The following is a 17,065-nucleotide window of genomic DNA, read 5'->3' on the forward strand; positions in this document are numbered from 1 at the left end:
GTTTTATATTTTCCTTATTTTGCAGTTAAAATCTCACATAAAGCCCCAAACACCATCTCATCCAGCCCCAGCGCCTGCAAAGCTGACACAGCATGGAGCGCATTCTTTGCATCTCTTACAATGAAATAAATCTCTTCCTTCAGATTATATTCTAACTGTGTCTTTTCCAGGTAAGCAAATGTCTCGGACACCACTTCATTTTCTGCCAGCTCCACTCCATCTTCAAAGGAAACGATGACTTCCTCTGTAACAGCCCTTTTCGGGATTCTGACCGTTAATGTATGCTTTCTTTCATCATAGCTTACATCTGCCCCGGCCTGCCTGCCATTTGCAAGAACAGTTACCGGGCTTTCTGTAACTCCTGTGATTTCCAGGGTATAGGATCTCTCCTGAGGGATAACCAAAGTATTCCCTTTTGCTGCGCCAATAGTAAATACTGCTTTTTCATCCCATCTGAATGTCATCTCTGTATCAGCCCAATTTTCATCTAAATCCTCCGGACAATTTCCATCATCCTCATAAAGGTGGAACTCTCCGTCCGCCCCTGCATAAATGGCAATCTTCAATTTTTCAGGATTCGTGGTTGAATTTGTATACTCATCCAGATCCGCCATTGGTACAATTGCACCAGCCCGGGCAAATACCGGAATATCCTCGATTCCTCTGTACAAAGATAATCTCCTGCCGCCCTCATAAACCCGTCCATTAAAAATATCATACCAGATTCCCTTTGGCAGCCAGGCTGTAAATGAAGCTGCCGCTGCTTTTTTGTCAACCGGTTTTGTAATCGGGCAGGCAATCAGCTCTGTTCCAAAATAATATTCATTTGGTACCTCATAAGCTTCCTTCTGCTCCGGCTCCAGGTAATACATTGGGCGTACCAGCGGCTGCCCGTCACGGCTGGCATAGCGATTCATGGTATAGAGATAAGGAATCAGTTCATGCCGCAGCTTCAGGTATTTTTTCATAATGCTTTCTGCAATTTTATTGTACTTCCAGGGCTCCTTTCCGGAAAAGAGATTTGCCGTACTATGCAGTCTTAAAAGGGGAGAGAATACACCATATTGTACCCACCTGGCTGACAATTCATCATCCCGGTAACCAAACATGTGACCGCCAATATCATGGCTCCACCATCCGTATCCTGCATTACTTGCATTTGCGGTGAAATAAGGCTGAAAATCCAGGGATTCCCAGGATATAACCGTATCCCCGGAAAAGCCAACCGGATACCTGTGACTTCCAAGCCCTGCATATCTGGAGAAAGTCAGAGCCCTTTTCCCGTTACGCCTGCTGTCCAGATAGTGATAGTGGTTCAGCATCCAAAGCGGATCCAGTCCCTCTATCGCCGTATTCTTCCCTTGCTGCCAGTCCAGCCACCAGAAATCCACACCATCCTCTTCGTTTGGATGATGCAGGTATTTAAAATACGCATTTAAAAATTCCTGACTGGTTACGTCGAAGTTGATCGTCTCTTCTTTCTCCCAGTCAGCCCCAAGTTCTTTCGCCATAGCAAGATAAGGTTCTTCAAATGCCCTGACTCCATCTGCAGGATGTACATTCAATGTTATCTTCAAATGATGGTCATGAAGCCATGCCATAAATGCTTTGGGATCCGGGAAGAAATCCTTATTCCAGGTATATCCCGTCCAGCCGCTTCCATATTTAGGGTCCACATCAACCAAATGCCAATCCATGTCAACTACTGCGACCGAAAAAGGAATTTTCTCTCTTTCAAAACGCAGGATCAATTCTTTATACTCTTCTTCCGTGTATTTATGGTATCGGCTCCACCAGTTGCCAAACACAAATCTGGGGAGCAAGGGCGTCTTGCCGCAGAGATGGTAAAAATCCTTCAGGCATTTCTCATATTCATGTCCGTATCCAAAGAAATAGAAATCCATGACTTCACCTTTACGCGGCTCTACCCAGTTTTCCTCCGTGAGTAACAGTGATCTGCTGTCATCCATAACTGCATAGCCATTTCTTGAAATCAGACCATGTTCCAGGGGTATTGCGCCGTCTGCTTCATCCAGCGTTCTTGCCGTACCTCTAAGATCCGTTGATTCTTCCCCAAAGTGCCAGATATTATGCGTCGTACATCCTTTGCCGCTGACCTGAAGGGACAGCCCATTGGAGGAAAATCTCTCCTTATTATAAATCATATGTATAAATTCAGTTACAATTTCCAGATTCCCACCCTTATCAAATACCTGAAACTCCGGAACTGGAAAATTACGGTTCCAGACACTCTGTGTAGGCCGGTCTTCAAACCTTCCTTCTTCGCTGAATTCTAATCGGATTAACTGGGCTGTCAAAACGGTAATACGGTAATGCTCACCCTGAACTGCAGCACCCTCACTGCATAAAGGACTGGCATCAATTTTATAAATGGGATCCATCATTTTCAATTCCTTTCTTTACTGTCAATTTTTTATTTCCCCCCGGCAGCCGCCAGGCGGACATGCGATTACGTCCGTATGGCGGCTGCCAGGAGGGTCAGATACCCCGTTTCCTACAGATATCCGACTTGTTATCCGGACTTAGGTTAGCGTTAACCTAACCATGATATAAATATACCATTCACGATTAACAATGTCAATATCCTTTTTAAACTTTGTACAATATCTTGATTTTCCTCTATAATATTTGTATAATATGTCTATTCACATAAAGGTTAAAATTCCACCGCCACATCACGCAAAGTGGAATAACCAGCCGGGTTCAGGCATTTTAAACATGTTCAGGGTTAAGGAAAGAGGTAGCATATGATCACACTAAAAGATATTGCCGAAGAAGCAGGCGTCAGCATCATGACTGTGTCCCGCGTTATGAATGGAAATACAACGAAGGTTTCGGAAAAAACAGCTGTTAAAATAAAAGAAATTGCAGCAAAGCGGGGTTATGTTCCCAATTCGTCCGCCCGGGCTCTGGCAGCGAAATCTTCCAGGCTGATTGCCCTTCTCATGCTTACCCATGGAGACGGTAACCCCCTGGAAGATTCTTACCATGCCATTTTTCTGGGAGAAGTTACCCGGTATGTACAGGAAAAAGGATATTTTCTGATTCTGCGCTATGTCAGTGACTACAAAGATGTTACATACAGCCTGCGCTCCTGGAATGTGGAAGGTGCCATTTTCGTAGGCGCTTTTGATTCAGTCATGAGTGAAATCCTCACAGCCAATAAAATCCCGCTGGTATTCACAGACAGCTACAGTCCCATCACCCAGATCACAAATGTAGGGATTGACGATTATAAAGGCGGAGTACTTGCGGCAGAATATTTTATCAAAAACGGTCATACTGACCTGGCATTTATCAGCCCTGAGATCACTCAGAAAAATGGGGTTGTGGAACAGCGTTTAATGGGTTTTCAGGATACATTGTCTAAACACGGCTGCCCCTTAAGAAAAGAATATATTTTCCCTTTTCACGATCCGGTAAATGATCCTACCCTTGCCCGGAAATTAAAGCCGCTTTTGTCAAAAGTTACCGGGCTTTTCGTTACCGCAGACCAGATCGCCTTTTCACTGATTGAAGGTTTTAAAAAATATGATATTCATGTGCCCCAGGACGTATCGGTAATTGGTTTTGATGATTTTCCACTGAGCCGCCAGATCACACCTCCACTTACCACCATCCGCCAGGACATCATACAAAAAGCAAAAACTGTTACAAGCCAGCTCTTTTTACAGTTAGAAAACAAGGATGCCCGCACACAGAAAATTACACTGGATGTAGCACTGGTAGAACGTGCTTCCGTTAAGGATCTGAATTTCACTGATTAGTTTTAAAGGGCCAGTGTAATTATTTTGGCAAATCCTTTTACTCCTCAATATCCGTAGAGACCAGACAGTAAGTCTGTCGATACTCTTTGGGTGTCATGCCCCGGTACTTTTTGAAGTTTTTCCGAAAATAATCGGCATCCGGATACCCGCACAGGTCTGCAATTTCATTTACATTGGCAGACGTTTCGATCAGAAGCCGGCTGGCTTTATTCAACCGATATGTATGAATCGCCTCCGTCAGTGTCTTATTATATATCTCATGATAAATGCGCCCCAGATAGTCGGGATTACAGGATAATGCCTCTGCAATCAGATTAGATGACAGGGTCTCGTTCAAATGCAGGCGGATATACTGATCTGCCTGGTTTGCCAATACCACTTTGGTCGTGCTGATTTCCAAGGGATATGCAGAGTCAGATAATTCACATAAAATTTCCAGTAATATTAAATTTAATACCGTTCTGTCTTCACTATACCGTTCCTGCCGTTTTATGAAACGCCGGAAAAGCTCCACAAATTGTTCGGGTTTCGCAAGGCGCACCAATTGAGGCAGTGACATCATATCATCCCCGGCTTCCGCCTTCTTGTCTATCTGAAAATGAATCCAGTAAAATGTAAGGTCTTTTTCAAACTGTCTGCTTCCCCAATGATGTCTTCCCGGGAACAATATCAAAGCATGCCCTTTTGGAACTTCAAATTTTTTCCCTTCTTCATAAATCCCAAGTGTTCCTGAATTCACATAAATAATTTCAAATGAATCAATTGTTCGGTCTGCATGGGTTCCAAGTCCCCTGCTTTTAAAATATCCGGCATTCCATGCTGTAACCGGAAGAATTCCTTTCAAGTGTAAAAAGCTTTCCATCATTTCCTCCCATGTATTTGAAAAGTCGGAATTTTCATGTTTTTATCGCCATTTCTCTTCTTGTAGAAAACGCCTGTTAATGACAAAATAGAGTTAATTTGATGGCGCCTCAAATTACATACAGAATATCAAATATTGCGAAAAAAAGAAAGGTATTTTTATCATGTATGCTATAACTCACATGAGAACATTTATTTCTGATACCTATTACAGCCGTCAGCCAATGAATGAAGCCGATTTTAAGAGAAGCCGAAGCCTGTTCGTCCTGGAAGGAAGCATGGCAAACGGGGTTCTCGCCCTGACCAGCGGAGCCTTCCTCTCCGGATACGCAAGTATGATGGGGGCCGATGACTCCCTGAATGGAATTATCGGCGCAATCCCCACATTGCTTTGCGTGGTACAGCTTTTTTCCACGGTAGTTCTGGAAAACCTCCGTGAGAAAAAATTTATCATCGCATTTCTTGCCCTGATGCACCGCCTGCTGCTGACCCTGATTTTCTTTGTGCCTCTGTTTGTCAGAGAACCTGCCTTCCGGCTTGCCGCCGTGGTAGGCATTTTCGCAGCAGCACATGGATGCGGAGCATTTATCGGAACCGGAGCGGGAAACTGGCTGAGAAAACTGGTACCCGGAAGAGAACTTGGTTCTTACCTTGGCAAACGGGATGCAAAGGCACTGGCTTTTACCACCATCGTTTCTCTTTCCATGGGAAAACTGCTGGATTGGTTCCGCTATCAGAATGCCGAACAGGCAGGCTTTTTAACAATCGGTTTGGCAGTCCTTGCCATGACATTTGTTAATTTCTATTGTTTTTCCTCCGCCAAAGAGCCGATCCAGGAGGAATACAAAGAACGGACCCGCCTGAAACACGTTTTTACGGAACCATTAAAAAATAAAGGCTTTCGTAAAATCATCGGATTTTATGGATTCTGGAATCTGGGTCTCCAGATTGCTGCTCCATTTTTCAGTGTTTATATGGTAACCGGGCTGAACCTGGATTACACCTATATGACATTTTTGGGGCTGATCGCATCTTTATCAAGAGTATTTGCATCCGGCATCTGGGGAAGGCTGGCGGATCGCAAATCCTGGCTCTGGGTTACCAAGACCTCCATGCTGCTTCTTGGTTGTGTACATATCAGCTGGTTCTTTATGACAAAAGAAACCTGCCTGGTCCTGCAGCCAATTCTCCAGTCACTGTCCGGAATCGCCTGGGGTGGAATTGCCATTTCGGTATTTAACGTGCAATACCAGTATGCACCGGATAACAAGCAAATGCTTTTTGTAGGAGCCAACAGTGCCTATGCCGGTATGATCGGATTTGCATCCAGTCTGCTGGGCGCTGCACTCTTAACCATATTGCCTGCAGGGAATCTCCTTGGCATGGCTGTCAGCGGAATGCAGTTCCTGTTCGTGCTGTCAGGTGGACTGATCATTGGATGTTCCTGTTATGTGCATTTTGTACTTAAGAAGATATAAAGATACACAATTCAAAAAAGTCTTTTTTCCACAACTCTCTGGAAAAAAGACTTTTATTTCTTCACCATATTCATTTTCAAAACATCTCTTTTACAATGTTTTTGCTCTCTCCTGAATATTTCTCTTGAAGTTGATGACCTGATGATTATACTCACTGTCCATGAATTTGGAAGTGATCATAAAGTCTGCCGTAGCCTTGTTATTTGCGATGGGGATGTCATAAACCTGGGCAATTCTAAGAAGTGCCTTAACATCCGGATCATGAGGCTGTGCTTCCAGAGGATCAGAAAAGAAAATTACAAAGTTAATATTGCCTTCCACAATTTTAGCACCGATCTGCTGATCTCCGCCTAATGGACCGCTGTTGTAGCCTTTTACAGGAAGTCCTGTCTTATCGGTAATCATTCTTGCTGTCGTTCCTGTTCCACATAGAAAATGATTTTTCAGGATTTCTTTATTCGCTTCACACCAATCAATTAATTCCTGTTTTTTTCCATCATGGGCAATCAGGGCAATACTCTTCTGCTTACCGATGGTGAATTCAATGTATTCATCTTTCATAATACAATGCTCCTCTCATAATTCAAATATAGTATTCATCCGCAACCTGAAAATGATCTGAATCCGGATGTGCATCTTTACCTCTTATCCGGATTTATTGAATTTTCAGATATGCTCAGATTTATTATAATATATATTTTCATTATTTACCATCCTGAAAATATTTTTCTACTATTTGCCCTGTCTGCCCCTTAATTCAGCACCATTCTTGAGGATCATCCCCAAATAAAACTTCCTGCCTGCGCTGCTCATACATCCGGTTCACGGTGCATATGATAGATAGAATGCAAAATGCCCATAACAACAAATGAGAAACTTTCGTATCCACCAGATTCATCGCCGGATTGCAAAAATCAAGCACCAGAAATGCACTGAAAACACATGACAGTATCAGTACTATTACAGGAAATACGTGATTCAGCCGCTTCATATAATCGCCCCCTTTTACCTTTGCCCCTGCAAAGAAAAATACTCCTGTATTATATATATTCGGCGCTGCTGAGTTATATTCCCGATTTTGGCACATTAAATTATAAAAAGGGTCCTTTATTGAAAATCCATATCTTCTAATTCTCTTCCATCCGTAATCTCACAATACACTGCCTCCTGCTTATGCCTGTTCAAGACTTTTTTCCCTCCCGTATCACCTTCCAGACCCAGCAGTTCATCTTTGTATTTCCAGTGGAAGATAACCGGATTACCGGTATGTTCCTTATATTTCAGGCAGGCAATACCTTTTTGGCCCGTCGTCCAGGTCTGAATCAGCGCCGTTATGGTTTGCGCTGTTAAAAAGGGCTGATCACAAACAGCAAAGCAGATTCCATCCACAATATTATTTTCGCTGCAAAGCGCTGTTATGCCTAACTTAATGGAATGAGAAATCCCCCATTCACTGTGGGCATTCCGAATCGTGCGGTATCCTCTCTTTTTCATTTCCTGCTCTATTTGGGGATATTGCGTAACAATGATTTTTGATACAAATGTATCCCCGGGTAATTTTTCAATTTCTTTCACAATATGGAGATACATAGGACTTTCATCTATTTCATATAACAGTTTGTTGCTTTTAAAACGGCGGCTGTTTCCAGCCGCCAGCAGAATTAATGCCAGGTTCATGAATCTTTCTCCTGCATATGAAAATATATTTTTTCAGAAGTGATTGGGAGTGTCCGTATCTGCACCCCGACTGCATTATATACTGCATGTGCAATTGCCGGTGATGGTGTATTTATTACGATCTCTCCAATGGATTTTGCTCCAAATGGTCCTGTGGGCTCGTAGCTGCTTTCGAATTCCACCCTGACATTTCCTACATCCTGTCTGCCTGGCAGCTTATACTGCATAAACGAATTCTGATACATCTGTCCTTTTTCGGAATAAGTAATATCTTCGAATAACGCCATGCCGATTCCCTGGGCAATACCGCCTTCTACCTGAATTCTGGCGAGATTAGTATTCACCACTGTTCCACAGTCCACAACCGCCACATAATCAATCAATTCAATATGTCCGGTTTCTTTATCAATCTCTACTTCCGCCAATCCAACCATAAACGGCGGAGGTGATACAGGAGAAGAATGTGCTTCGGAAGCCATAAGCGCCTCTTCATTATTACACATTACATGATTACCGATATCTTTTAAGGAGATGGATTTATCTCCGTCTGTCTCATATACTTTTTCACCGTCAAAATCCACCTGTTCTGTCATAAGACCCAGATAACAAGCACCCTTTTCACAGATCTTGCGGATCAGACTTTCACATGTTTTCACTACTGCCATCCCGGTAAGGTAAGTGGTACTGGATGCATAGGAGCCGGAATCATAAGGCGAGATGTCCGTATCAACTCCATGCACCACAATGTCTTCCATGCGGCAGTTCAGACAGTCTGCCGCCATTTGTGCCAGTATGGTGTCACATCCCGTTCCCATATCGGAAGCTCCGATCATCAGGCTGTAGAATCCGTCATCATTGACTTTGATGGCAACCGATGCAGTATCTACATTAGAAATAGCGGATCCCTGCATAGCCATTGCTACCCCTACACCCCTGACTTTTCCATTTCCCATATCCCTGCAGGGAAACTTCTCATCCCAGCCTATCATCTCTTTGCCCCGTGCCATGCAGCGGTCCAGGGCACAGCTGTTGGCTGTTTCTCCATAGTACGCAGGCATAACCTGGCCTTCCTGCACCATATTTTTTTGTCTCAATACGATCGGATCCATTTTCATCTGTGCCGCCAGTTCGTTCACTGCAGATTCCACTGCAAATATCCCCTGTGTTGCCCCATATCCGCGATATGCACCTGCAGACATTACATTGGTATACACAACATCATAGGCAAACTTAAATGCATCCACCTTTCCATAGAGGGGAATGGATTTATGTCCGGAAAGCCCAACTGTAGTCGGTCCGTGTTCCCCGTAAGCGCCTGTATTAGAAAGGGTATAGACATCAATTGCCCTGATGATTCCTTCTTCATCCGCACCCAGCCTTACTTTGATCTCCATTTCATGCCGTGGAGAAGAGGCAATCTGTGACTCATAGCGGGAATAAATGATCTTCGCCGCTCTTCCTGTCTGCATGGTGACAAATGCCGGATAAACCTCCGCTACAACAGTCTGCTTAGCGCCAAAGCCACCGCCGATTCGGGGTTTTATGACACGAATCTTCGATTTGGGAATATCCAGTGCATGTGACAGGATCCTTCTTACATGGAACGTAACCTGGGTTGAAGATACAATATTCAGCCTTCCATAGACGTCCATATAAGTGAACGTACGGAAAGTTTCCATCATCGCCTGCTGGTTCGCCTTGGTGTGGTATGTCTGTTCCACACGGTATCTGCATTTTTCAAGAACGCCTTCCACATTACCGTGTTCATCACTGGCCCGGGCACAGAGGTTCTGCTTATTATCAGCCCCAACCGGACACAGACTTTTCCAGTTTTCTTCCGGATGAACTAAAATATCATTTCCTTTTGCTTTGTGAAAATCAAGCACAGGTTCGCAGACCTGGTATTTCACCTTGATCAGGCGCATCGCCCTGTCCACGGCCTTTTCTGTTTCTCCTGCAACAATTGCAACTGCATCTCCCACAAACCGTACTCTCTGATCCAGAATCAGACGGTCATAAGGGCTGGGCTCCGGATAGGTCTGCCCCGCCATTGTAAATCTTTTCTCCGGTACATCCTCATAGGTATAAATACCGGTTATATCCGGAACTTTAAGTGCTGCCGCAGTGTTTATTTCTTCAATAAGAGCATGGGCATGAGGGCTTCTGAGTACTTTTACAATCAGGCAGTCTTTGGGAGCCAGATCTTCTGTATATACGGGCTGTCCTGTTACCAGCGCCATGGCATCTTTTTTCATCACAGGTGTATTCACTAATCGTTGTTTCATCTCCATACGTTCCTCCTGTCTCCGTTCCTTCAAACTATTTCTCCTCCCTGTTCAAATATTTATGGATCGCCCGAAGCTGCCCCATATATCCCGTGCATCTGCAAAGATTGCCGGCCAGGTATTCTTTTATTTCCTCTTCGGTAGGTTTTACCAATTCCTTTTCCATGGCCAACACATTCATAATAAAACCGGGACTGCAAAACCCGCACTGTTCCGCTCCTTCGTTAGCGAGGAATGTCCCAAATGCCTTTGCTTCTTCCTGCATTCCCTCCAGTGTCATGACCTGTTTCCCGTTAACCCGCGCCGCCAGTGTGGAACAGGACAATACCGGAGTTTGATCAACCAGAACGGTGCACAGTCCGCAGTTCGCTGTCTCACATCCCCGCTTGACGCTGTAACAGCCTTTTTCACGTACTACATCTAACAAAACAGCATCTGCTTCAATACTTGCAGTTACCGGTTTTCCGTTTAAAAGAAATTTAATCTCCATACTTATGCCTCACCTCCTGTAATTTTACAGGCACAGCGCCTGATACAGACTTTTGCCAGATGTTCCCGGTACTCTGCACTTCCTCTTAAATTGCTGCCATAAGAAAATCTGACGGATGCTTCTTTTGCCAGATCCTCCAAAGTCTTTGTCTCATCTGCAGTCAGCGTAACCTGCATAGCACGGTAAGGTCTGGCACCCACTGCCACATACCATCTGTCGTTATCTTTTGCCACACAACAGGCTATGACCGGAAAATCTGTCTTAGTCTGTCTCTCTGACATATAAGCCGCCTTACGGCCATCCTTTTTGATAATCACACGTACCAGTATGTCTGAATCCTTTGGCAAATTTACAAATTCCTTCAGAGGAATTATTCCTCCCTTATATAATTCCACATAAGTATCCAGCGCCATCATACAGGTAAGGATATCCGAAAATCCAAATCTCCCGAAAATACTCCCTCCCACTGTTGCACAATTACGAAATTGTACACCTACAATATGGCGGGTACATTCTTTAAAAATATCCCCAAAAGCTTTTTTCAGCCCCTCATGGGTTTCCAGCATCCGAAGCGAACACATCGCTCCAATGGAAAATTCTAAATCATTCTCCTCAATGGTATCCAACCCCAGTCCAGACAGATCAATCGCTGTCTGCTTATTCCTGTCGCCCATCTTCAGCCAGACGAATCCTCCCAGAACAATGCTGCTTCTCTTCTGGTTTAATTCATAAGCTTCTTTCAGACTCTCTGCTTTCACAAATTCCTTTGCACGAAACATGTGTTTCCTCCTTCCAGTAATAAAAATGATAATCTTCTTTTTCTATTAATTGTAAATGACCATCGTATGACTTGTTCAATATCCCGGTCAGCTTATTTTCAAATTCATTTTCCCTGCGGCTTACTATGCCCTCTATCTTACCATATCCCATTACAATAACCCTGTCTGCATAACGCAGTGCAAAATTCGGATCATGGACACTCATGAGAATTCCCTGCCCATACCGCTTCTCATACTCTACCAGACGGTGCATAAATTCATGCTGGCGGCTATAATCCAGAGAAGCCATCGGCTCATCTAAAATCAGCCAGGGTGTATTCTGCATTCTGGCTCTGGCAAAGTTCACCATCTGCTGCTCACCGCCGCTTAAGGTACCCATTCTGCGGTTTTTAAATTCGCTAAGTCCCAGTTCTGCCAATACCTGCTCAGCCTGCTCCTTCTCTTCCTTTCCCGGAAGGGAAAAATAATTCAGATAAGGAGTAACCCCTAACAGTACATAATCAAATACTTCATCATCTTCCTGTCTGCGGGGATTTTGCGGCATATAAGCCATTTTTCTGCTTTTTTCCAGAACGGTATGGTCTTGAAGCGAAATATCATTATAAAACACCATGCCGCTCTGTGGTTTCTGAAATCCCATCAGCAGGCGCAGAAACGTTGTTTTCCCGCAGCCATTCGGTCCAATGACCATAACCAGTTCTTTTTCCGGCAGGGATATACTAATTCCTTGTAATATCTCTTTTTTTCCAAATGAAACCGATGCGTTTTCTACCCTAATTTTCATGTCTGTTTTTCCCTCTGCATAAGAATATCACCAATACTGCTGCTCCAAAGAAAGAGGTGAAAATGCTGATTGGTATCTCCGACTGTGCCAGGCTCCTGGAACAGATGTCAGCTAACAGCAGCAGGATACTGCCCAATAAAATACTTTGGAAAAAATTCTTAACATAATCGTCTCCGTTGAACATCCGGATCAGGTGCGGTGCAATCAGACCAATCCAGGATACCACGCCTGCCTCGCTTACTACGACCGCTACCAGTATTGTAGCACATATCAAAGAAATATTCCTTACAAAATGCGGCGAAATGCCCAGGCCGTCCGCTTCTTCATCTCCAAGAATTAAAACTTTCATTTTCCAGCGGAATAAAAAAAGTAAAAGTCCTGCCCCGGCCATAAACGGCAGCACTCTGATGATGGAATCCCATCCTGCATTTTGAAAACTCCCCATCAGCCAGTATTCGATTGCAGCCAGTTCCCTGTTGGGATCTGCCGTATACTTTAGAAATATAATAACTGAATCCGCTAAAGATCCTACTATAATTCCGGCAATAATCATCAGATAACGTTTGTTTCCCCGCATCCAGGAAACAAGCAGCATAGCCAGTGCTACGGTACCCATTCCAAATGCAAAAGTCACTCCCTGTGCAATCAGAGCCGAATGTCCCAGAAACAGAATTCCCAGAATTCCTCCCACAGAACATCCGCTGCTCACACCCAGAACATCCGGTGATACTAAAGGATTCTGGAAAACTGCCTGATATACCGTACCGGCCAGCGCTAATGCCCCTCCGGATAAGACGACGAAAAAGGTTCTGGGCAGACGAATCTGGTAAAATAGTTTCCTGTCCATTACACTTTTACCCTGCCCTGTTATAATGGCGAAGATATCCGACAGGGATAACTCGTACCGCCCTACACAGCAAGACAAAAATATGACACAAACTAATATGATCGTCAAAATCCAAAACCTTTTTCTCGTATTCATATAACTCCTTTTTAAATCTTAGTCAGCATCCTGCGGCAATAACTTTTCAATCACAGCCCCAGATCAGATGCCTCTACCTGAATGCCAAAGAAATTCTGGTAGAAATCCTGGGCTTCCTGTATATATTCCTCTTCTGAATATAGATCCGGATGAAGTACATGCGTCAGCCAGAGAATTCCAAGCACCGATGACGGCGTCGGATAATCCCAAGGCTCTATGTTAGATGGGAACATTTTTACATTTTCATCTTTTACTGCCTGCACTTCAGATAATTTCGCATCTGAGGTAATATCGGTAAGATTATATTCTGCATAACTTACTGCAAAGATATACCCGGGATTCCATTCTAACAGCTGTTCTGGTGAGACTTCCGCCCAGTATCCATCTTCCAGCCCCTGCGACACATTTGTACCGCCAGCCATTGCTATCAGATCGTTCTGGTACATTTTTGAGGTACAGGTACTTAAATAACTGCTTCCTGCAGCAAGATAAACGGTAGGTTTATCCGTCAGATCTCTGGTCATCTCTTCTACTTCATCCATCTTCAGCTGATAGTAATCATTTAATTCGGATGCTTTATCCGATACACCGGCAATTTTGCCCATGAGTGACACACAATCCCTGTAGTTATCCAAAGTTTCCGGATCCACTACCATTACCGGAATATCCAGTTTTTCAAACTGCTCCACAGAGTCTTTTAACTTCTTAGGCAGAATTACTACATCCGGTTCTAAATTTGCCGTTTCCTCAACGTTGATTCCTTTACCGGAACCAACAGCCGGAAGTTCTAATAATTCAGGAGCCGCTTTCTTATACAGTTCACGGGTATCTGCCTTCATTTCAATTCCAACCAGATCATCCTGAAGACCAAGAGCAATGGCAATGGCAGTTGATATATAATAAGAAGAAACAATTTTCTTAGCCGGCGCTTTCAGGGTAACCTCTCTGCCGATTTGATCCGTTACGGTGATTTCCCCTTCTGCTGCCGCTGTGCCTTCGGAATCAGAAGCTGTCTGCGTATCCGCATCTTCCGCTGTTTCCGTCTGCTGACCTGTCTCTGTCTGTTTCCCCTTTTCTGTCTGTTTCCCGTTTTCTGTTTGTTCTGTATTTGCTGTCTCTGCAGCCGTTTCTGACTGGGCTGATGTTGCCGCCTGTGTTTCCGTTTTTTGATCCGCTGCTGCACCGCAGCCGGCTAACGAACCGATTACCAGTGTTGCCGCCAGCATCATACCGGTAATTTTATTTACAAATTTGTTTTTCATATGCTTCTCTCCATCCAATTTTCAGTAACACAGCCTGAAACCGGACATTATAATATCCCTGTAACAGACCCTTTTCTTACTGTTCTGCTGCTTCTGTCTTTGATTTTGGAAGTACCAGATTCAAAACAGTAGCAATTACAAATGTCATAATGATACCGTTTTGTGCAAAAATGTTACCAACCCATGCCGGCATCTGCGCCAGTACTTCCGGAACATTTCCGATTCCTACGCCAAGACCGATTGCCATCGCAATGATCAGACCATTTCTGTCATCAATTTTTTCACGAAGCAGTGACTGCAGTCCGCTTACCAGAATCATTGCGAACATAATTACAGCCGCTCCTCCCAGTACAGACTGAGGCATTACGGAAAACAATGCGCTGAGTTTCGGGCAGAAACCGCAAAGGATTAAAAATACCGCACCGGTCATAATAACAAAACGGTTTACCACCTTAGTAACTGCAACAAGACCGACATTCTGGCTAAAGGAAGTATTTGGAAGGACACCAAACAATGCTCCTAGAAAACTTCCAAAACCATCTGCAATGACACCGCCCTGAAGTTCTTCATGAGTAGGTTCTCTGTCCAGACCTCCGTTTGTAATACCGGAAATATCACCTACAGTCTCCACAGTTGTTGCAATAAACATAATTCCCATTGCAATAATTGCCTGAAGGTTAAATTCCATTTTCACCGGCATAAAAGTTGGAAGGCTGAACCAGGCTGCATCCTGTACCTGAGTAAAATTAACCATTCCCAAACAGATTGCCAATATGTAACCCATAATGATTCCAATTAAAATAGATGCTGTACTTAAAAAGCTTTTCTTAAACTGTTTCAGAACTATGATTACAAGAATAACCACCGTTCCTACCAGTAAATGCTGCCAGCTTCCAAAATCCTCGCTCCCGGCACCACCGCCAAAATATTTAATTCCAACCGGAAGTAAGGATAATCCGATCGATATAATTACCAGGCTTGTAACAACCGGTGGGAATAATTTCCGCAATGGTTTGATAAAAAAACCAAGTATAATCTCAAAAATACCACCCACAAGGGATGCTCCCATAAGTGCTCCGTATCCAAAGCTTGCTCCTACTGCCTTCGCCGTTCCGATAAAACCGGAACTGGTTCCCATTACAATGGGAAGCTTACTTCCGACTTTCCAAATCGGATACAGCTGAATTAACGTTGCCACACCTGCAATAAACATTGCATTCTGAATGAGACTGGTCTTTAAATCCAGAGCCATATCCAGCATACCGCATACAATGATCAGAGGGGAAATATTTCCCAGGAACATTGCCAGGACATGCTGAATCCCCAGAGGAATTGCCTTTCGCAGGGGAACTACTCCGTTCAGTTCATAGATACTGCCGTTTTTGTTTTCCTTCATCTTTTCTCTCCTGTAACTTCATTTTTCTCAGTTTTGTACTCCTTACAAAACTGTACTGTAGCATTCTAACATATTGTTACTTTTCTGACAACCGACACTTTCATAAAAAAAAGATTTTTCCACATAAAAACAGATTTTTCTACAAGAAATGATTGTAATACCGTTTAGAATATTGTATGATAAAATAACATCAACCCAGTGGAGGAATTAAAGAAATGCAGTTATTAAAAGATCGTATTTTAAAAGATGGCGTAGTAAAGCCCGGTCATGTATTAAAAGTGGACAGCTTTTTGAATCATCAGATGGACATCCAGTTAATTAATGAAATCGGAAAAGAGTTCCGAAGACGCTTTCCCAGCGATAAGATTACTAAGATCTTAACCATAGAAGCATCCGGCATCGGCATTGCCTGTATTGCAGCTCAATATTTTAACGTTCCGGTAATTTTTGCAAAAAAAGCACAGAGTATTAATATTGATGGCGATGTATACCAGTCAAAGGTAGAATCTTTTACCCACAAACGTACATACGATGTCATTTTGTCAAAACGTTTCTTAAACGCAGATGACCATGTATTAATTATCGATGACTTCCTGGCAAACGGATGCGCGCTCAGAGGACTGATTGAAATTGTGAAACAGGCCGGTGCAACTATTGAAGGCGCCGGAATCGTCATTGAAAAAGGATTTCAGGAAGGCGGCTCCATGATACGGGAACAGGGCGTTCATCTGGAATCTCTTGCCATTGTAGAATCTATGACTGATGACGGATTAACATTCCGCGGTTAATTATTCTCTATCATTTCCTATTAAAAAGGATTATATAAAAAGGATGACATGCCATAACAAAATTTCATTATGGCATACCATCCTTTTAAATTGTCTGAAACTTCTGACCGGCAGATTTACTTCGCTCAGCCTGATACAGATGGCAGATTACTCAGGTTATTATTTTCTGTATCGTCAGGTAGTGACTTCAGGTATTCCGAACCATTGCGGTGTGCAATACCCACACCCCGGATACCCCCTTCTTTTGCAAGGAATACTCCTTCTTCTTTAGAAACGGTTGAACCGTCCGATAATTGATAACCGGTAACACGTCCCCCATTCTTAACAAGGCCTATAATTGTTTGTGCATCACTTTGAGGATTGGGAATTTGATCTAAGGCATTACGTGCCAGGGCAATACCCAATGTATTATTATCTTCCATTGTATGACACCTCCTGTCAGAAATAGTGTCTGCAAATCCCCGCAGGTTATACATAGATCTTTCCTTTACACCC

The 17,065-nt window shown here is 43.5% G+C and carries 16 protein-coding genes; 3 read left to right on the forward strand and 13 right to left on the reverse strand.

The window, feature by feature from the left end; translation table 11 throughout:
• Positions 1-14: 14 nt before the first annotated feature.
• Positions 15-2,402, reverse strand: a complete 2,388-nt coding sequence (locus QR40_RS23825; protein WP_044297073.1) for a glycoside hydrolase family 31 protein — start codon at positions 2,400-2,402, stop codon at positions 15-17.
• Positions 2,403-2,768: 366 nt separating this feature from the next.
• Between QR40_RS23825 and QR40_RS23830 the strand changes: the two genes are divergently transcribed.
• Complete coding sequence (locus tag QR40_RS23830; protein ID WP_044297075.1) at positions 2,769-3,788, forward strand: LacI family DNA-binding transcriptional regulator; 1,020 nt, start codon at positions 2,769-2,771, stop codon at positions 3,786-3,788.
• A 37-nt stretch (positions 3,789-3,825) separates the two neighbouring features.
• Here the strand turns inward: QR40_RS23830 and QR40_RS23835 are convergent, their stop codons facing one another.
• Positions 3,826-4,632, reverse strand: a complete 807-nt coding sequence (locus QR40_RS23835) for a helix-turn-helix transcriptional regulator (RefSeq protein ID WP_242858580.1) — start codon at positions 4,630-4,632, stop codon at positions 3,826-3,828.
• A gap of 199 nt (positions 4,633-4,831) precedes the next feature.
• Between QR40_RS23835 and QR40_RS23840 the strand changes: the two genes are divergently transcribed.
• The gene (locus QR40_RS23840) at positions 4,832-6,127 is read left to right on the forward strand and encodes an MFS transporter (RefSeq protein ID WP_242849114.1); all 1,296 of its coding nucleotides are present in this window, start codon (positions 4,832-4,834) and stop codon (positions 6,125-6,127) included.
• A 90-nt stretch (positions 6,128-6,217) separates the two neighbouring features.
• Here the strand turns inward: QR40_RS23840 and QR40_RS23845 are convergent, their stop codons facing one another.
• The 10 genes from QR40_RS23845 to QR40_RS23890 all read right to left on the reverse strand — a co-directional run bounded on the left by QR40_RS23845 (position 6,218) and on the right by QR40_RS23890 (position 15,782).
• A complete protein-coding gene (locus tag QR40_RS23845; protein WP_027294743.1) occupies positions 6,218-6,688 on the reverse strand; it encodes a methylglyoxal synthase in 471 nt (156 codons plus the stop codon).
• Between the two features lie 196 nt (positions 6,689-6,884).
• A complete protein-coding gene (locus QR40_RS23850) occupies positions 6,885-7,118 on the reverse strand; it encodes a hypothetical protein (protein WP_027294744.1) in 234 nt (77 codons plus the stop codon).
• 116 nt (positions 7,119-7,234) lie between these two features.
• Entirely contained in the window at positions 7,235-7,804 is a 570-nt protein-coding gene (locus QR40_RS23855; protein WP_027294745.1) for a nucleotidyltransferase family protein, read from the reverse strand.
• Complete coding sequence (locus QR40_RS23860) at positions 7,801-10,095, reverse strand: xanthine dehydrogenase family protein molybdopterin-binding subunit (RefSeq protein WP_242858581.1); 2,295 nt, start codon at positions 10,093-10,095, stop codon at positions 7,801-7,803. Before QR40_RS23860 ends, QR40_RS23855 begins: the two co-directional genes overlap by 4 nt.
• 28 nt (positions 10,096-10,123) lie before the next feature.
• Positions 10,124-10,579 carry a (2Fe-2S)-binding protein gene (locus tag QR40_RS23865; RefSeq protein ID WP_027294747.1) on the reverse strand — a complete coding sequence of 152 codons (456 nt, stop codon included), beginning with the start codon at positions 10,577-10,579 and terminating at the stop codon, positions 10,124-10,126.
• Between the two features lie 2 nt (positions 10,580-10,581).
• Positions 10,582-11,358, reverse strand: coding sequence for an FAD binding domain-containing protein (locus tag QR40_RS23870; protein WP_027294748.1), 777 nt, complete (start codon positions 11,356-11,358; stop codon positions 10,582-10,584).
• Positions 11,306-12,142, reverse strand: a complete 837-nt coding sequence (locus QR40_RS23875; RefSeq protein ID WP_044289461.1) for an ABC transporter ATP-binding protein — start codon at positions 12,140-12,142, stop codon at positions 11,306-11,308. The genes QR40_RS23870 and QR40_RS23875 overlap by 53 nt, the downstream gene beginning before the upstream one ends.
• Complete coding sequence (locus tag QR40_RS23880) at positions 12,132-13,124, reverse strand: FecCD family ABC transporter permease (RefSeq protein ID WP_027294749.1); 993 nt, start codon at positions 13,122-13,124, stop codon at positions 12,132-12,134. The genes QR40_RS23875 and QR40_RS23880 overlap by 11 nt, the downstream gene beginning before the upstream one ends.
• Positions 13,125-13,174: 50 nt before the next feature.
• Positions 13,175-14,386, reverse strand: a complete 1,212-nt coding sequence (locus QR40_RS23885) for an ABC transporter substrate-binding protein (RefSeq protein ID WP_052431033.1) — start codon at positions 14,384-14,386, stop codon at positions 13,175-13,177.
• A gap of 76 nt (positions 14,387-14,462) precedes the next feature.
• Complete coding sequence (locus tag QR40_RS23890) at positions 14,463-15,782, reverse strand: uracil-xanthine permease family protein (RefSeq protein ID WP_044297077.1); 1,320 nt, start codon at positions 15,780-15,782, stop codon at positions 14,463-14,465.
• Positions 15,783-15,997: 215 nt separating this feature from the next.
• Here QR40_RS23890 and QR40_RS23895 point away from each other — a divergent pair, with 215 nt between their 5' ends.
• The gene (locus QR40_RS23895; RefSeq protein WP_027294751.1) at positions 15,998-16,570 is read left to right on the forward strand and encodes a xanthine phosphoribosyltransferase; all 573 of its coding nucleotides are present in this window, start codon (positions 15,998-16,000) and stop codon (positions 16,568-16,570) included.
• A gap of 125 nt (positions 16,571-16,695) precedes the next feature.
• On the opposite strand, the gene QR40_RS23900 is transcribed toward QR40_RS23895, so the two are convergent.
• Complete coding sequence (locus tag QR40_RS23900) at positions 16,696-16,992, reverse strand: DUF3892 domain-containing protein (RefSeq protein WP_027294752.1); 297 nt, start codon at positions 16,990-16,992, stop codon at positions 16,696-16,698.
• Positions 16,993-17,065 lie beyond the last annotated feature (73 nt).

Source organism: Robinsoniella peoriensis (genome assembly GCF_000797495.1).
Lineage (GTDB): Bacteria > Bacillota > Clostridia > Lachnospirales > Lachnospiraceae > Robinsoniella > Robinsoniella peoriensis.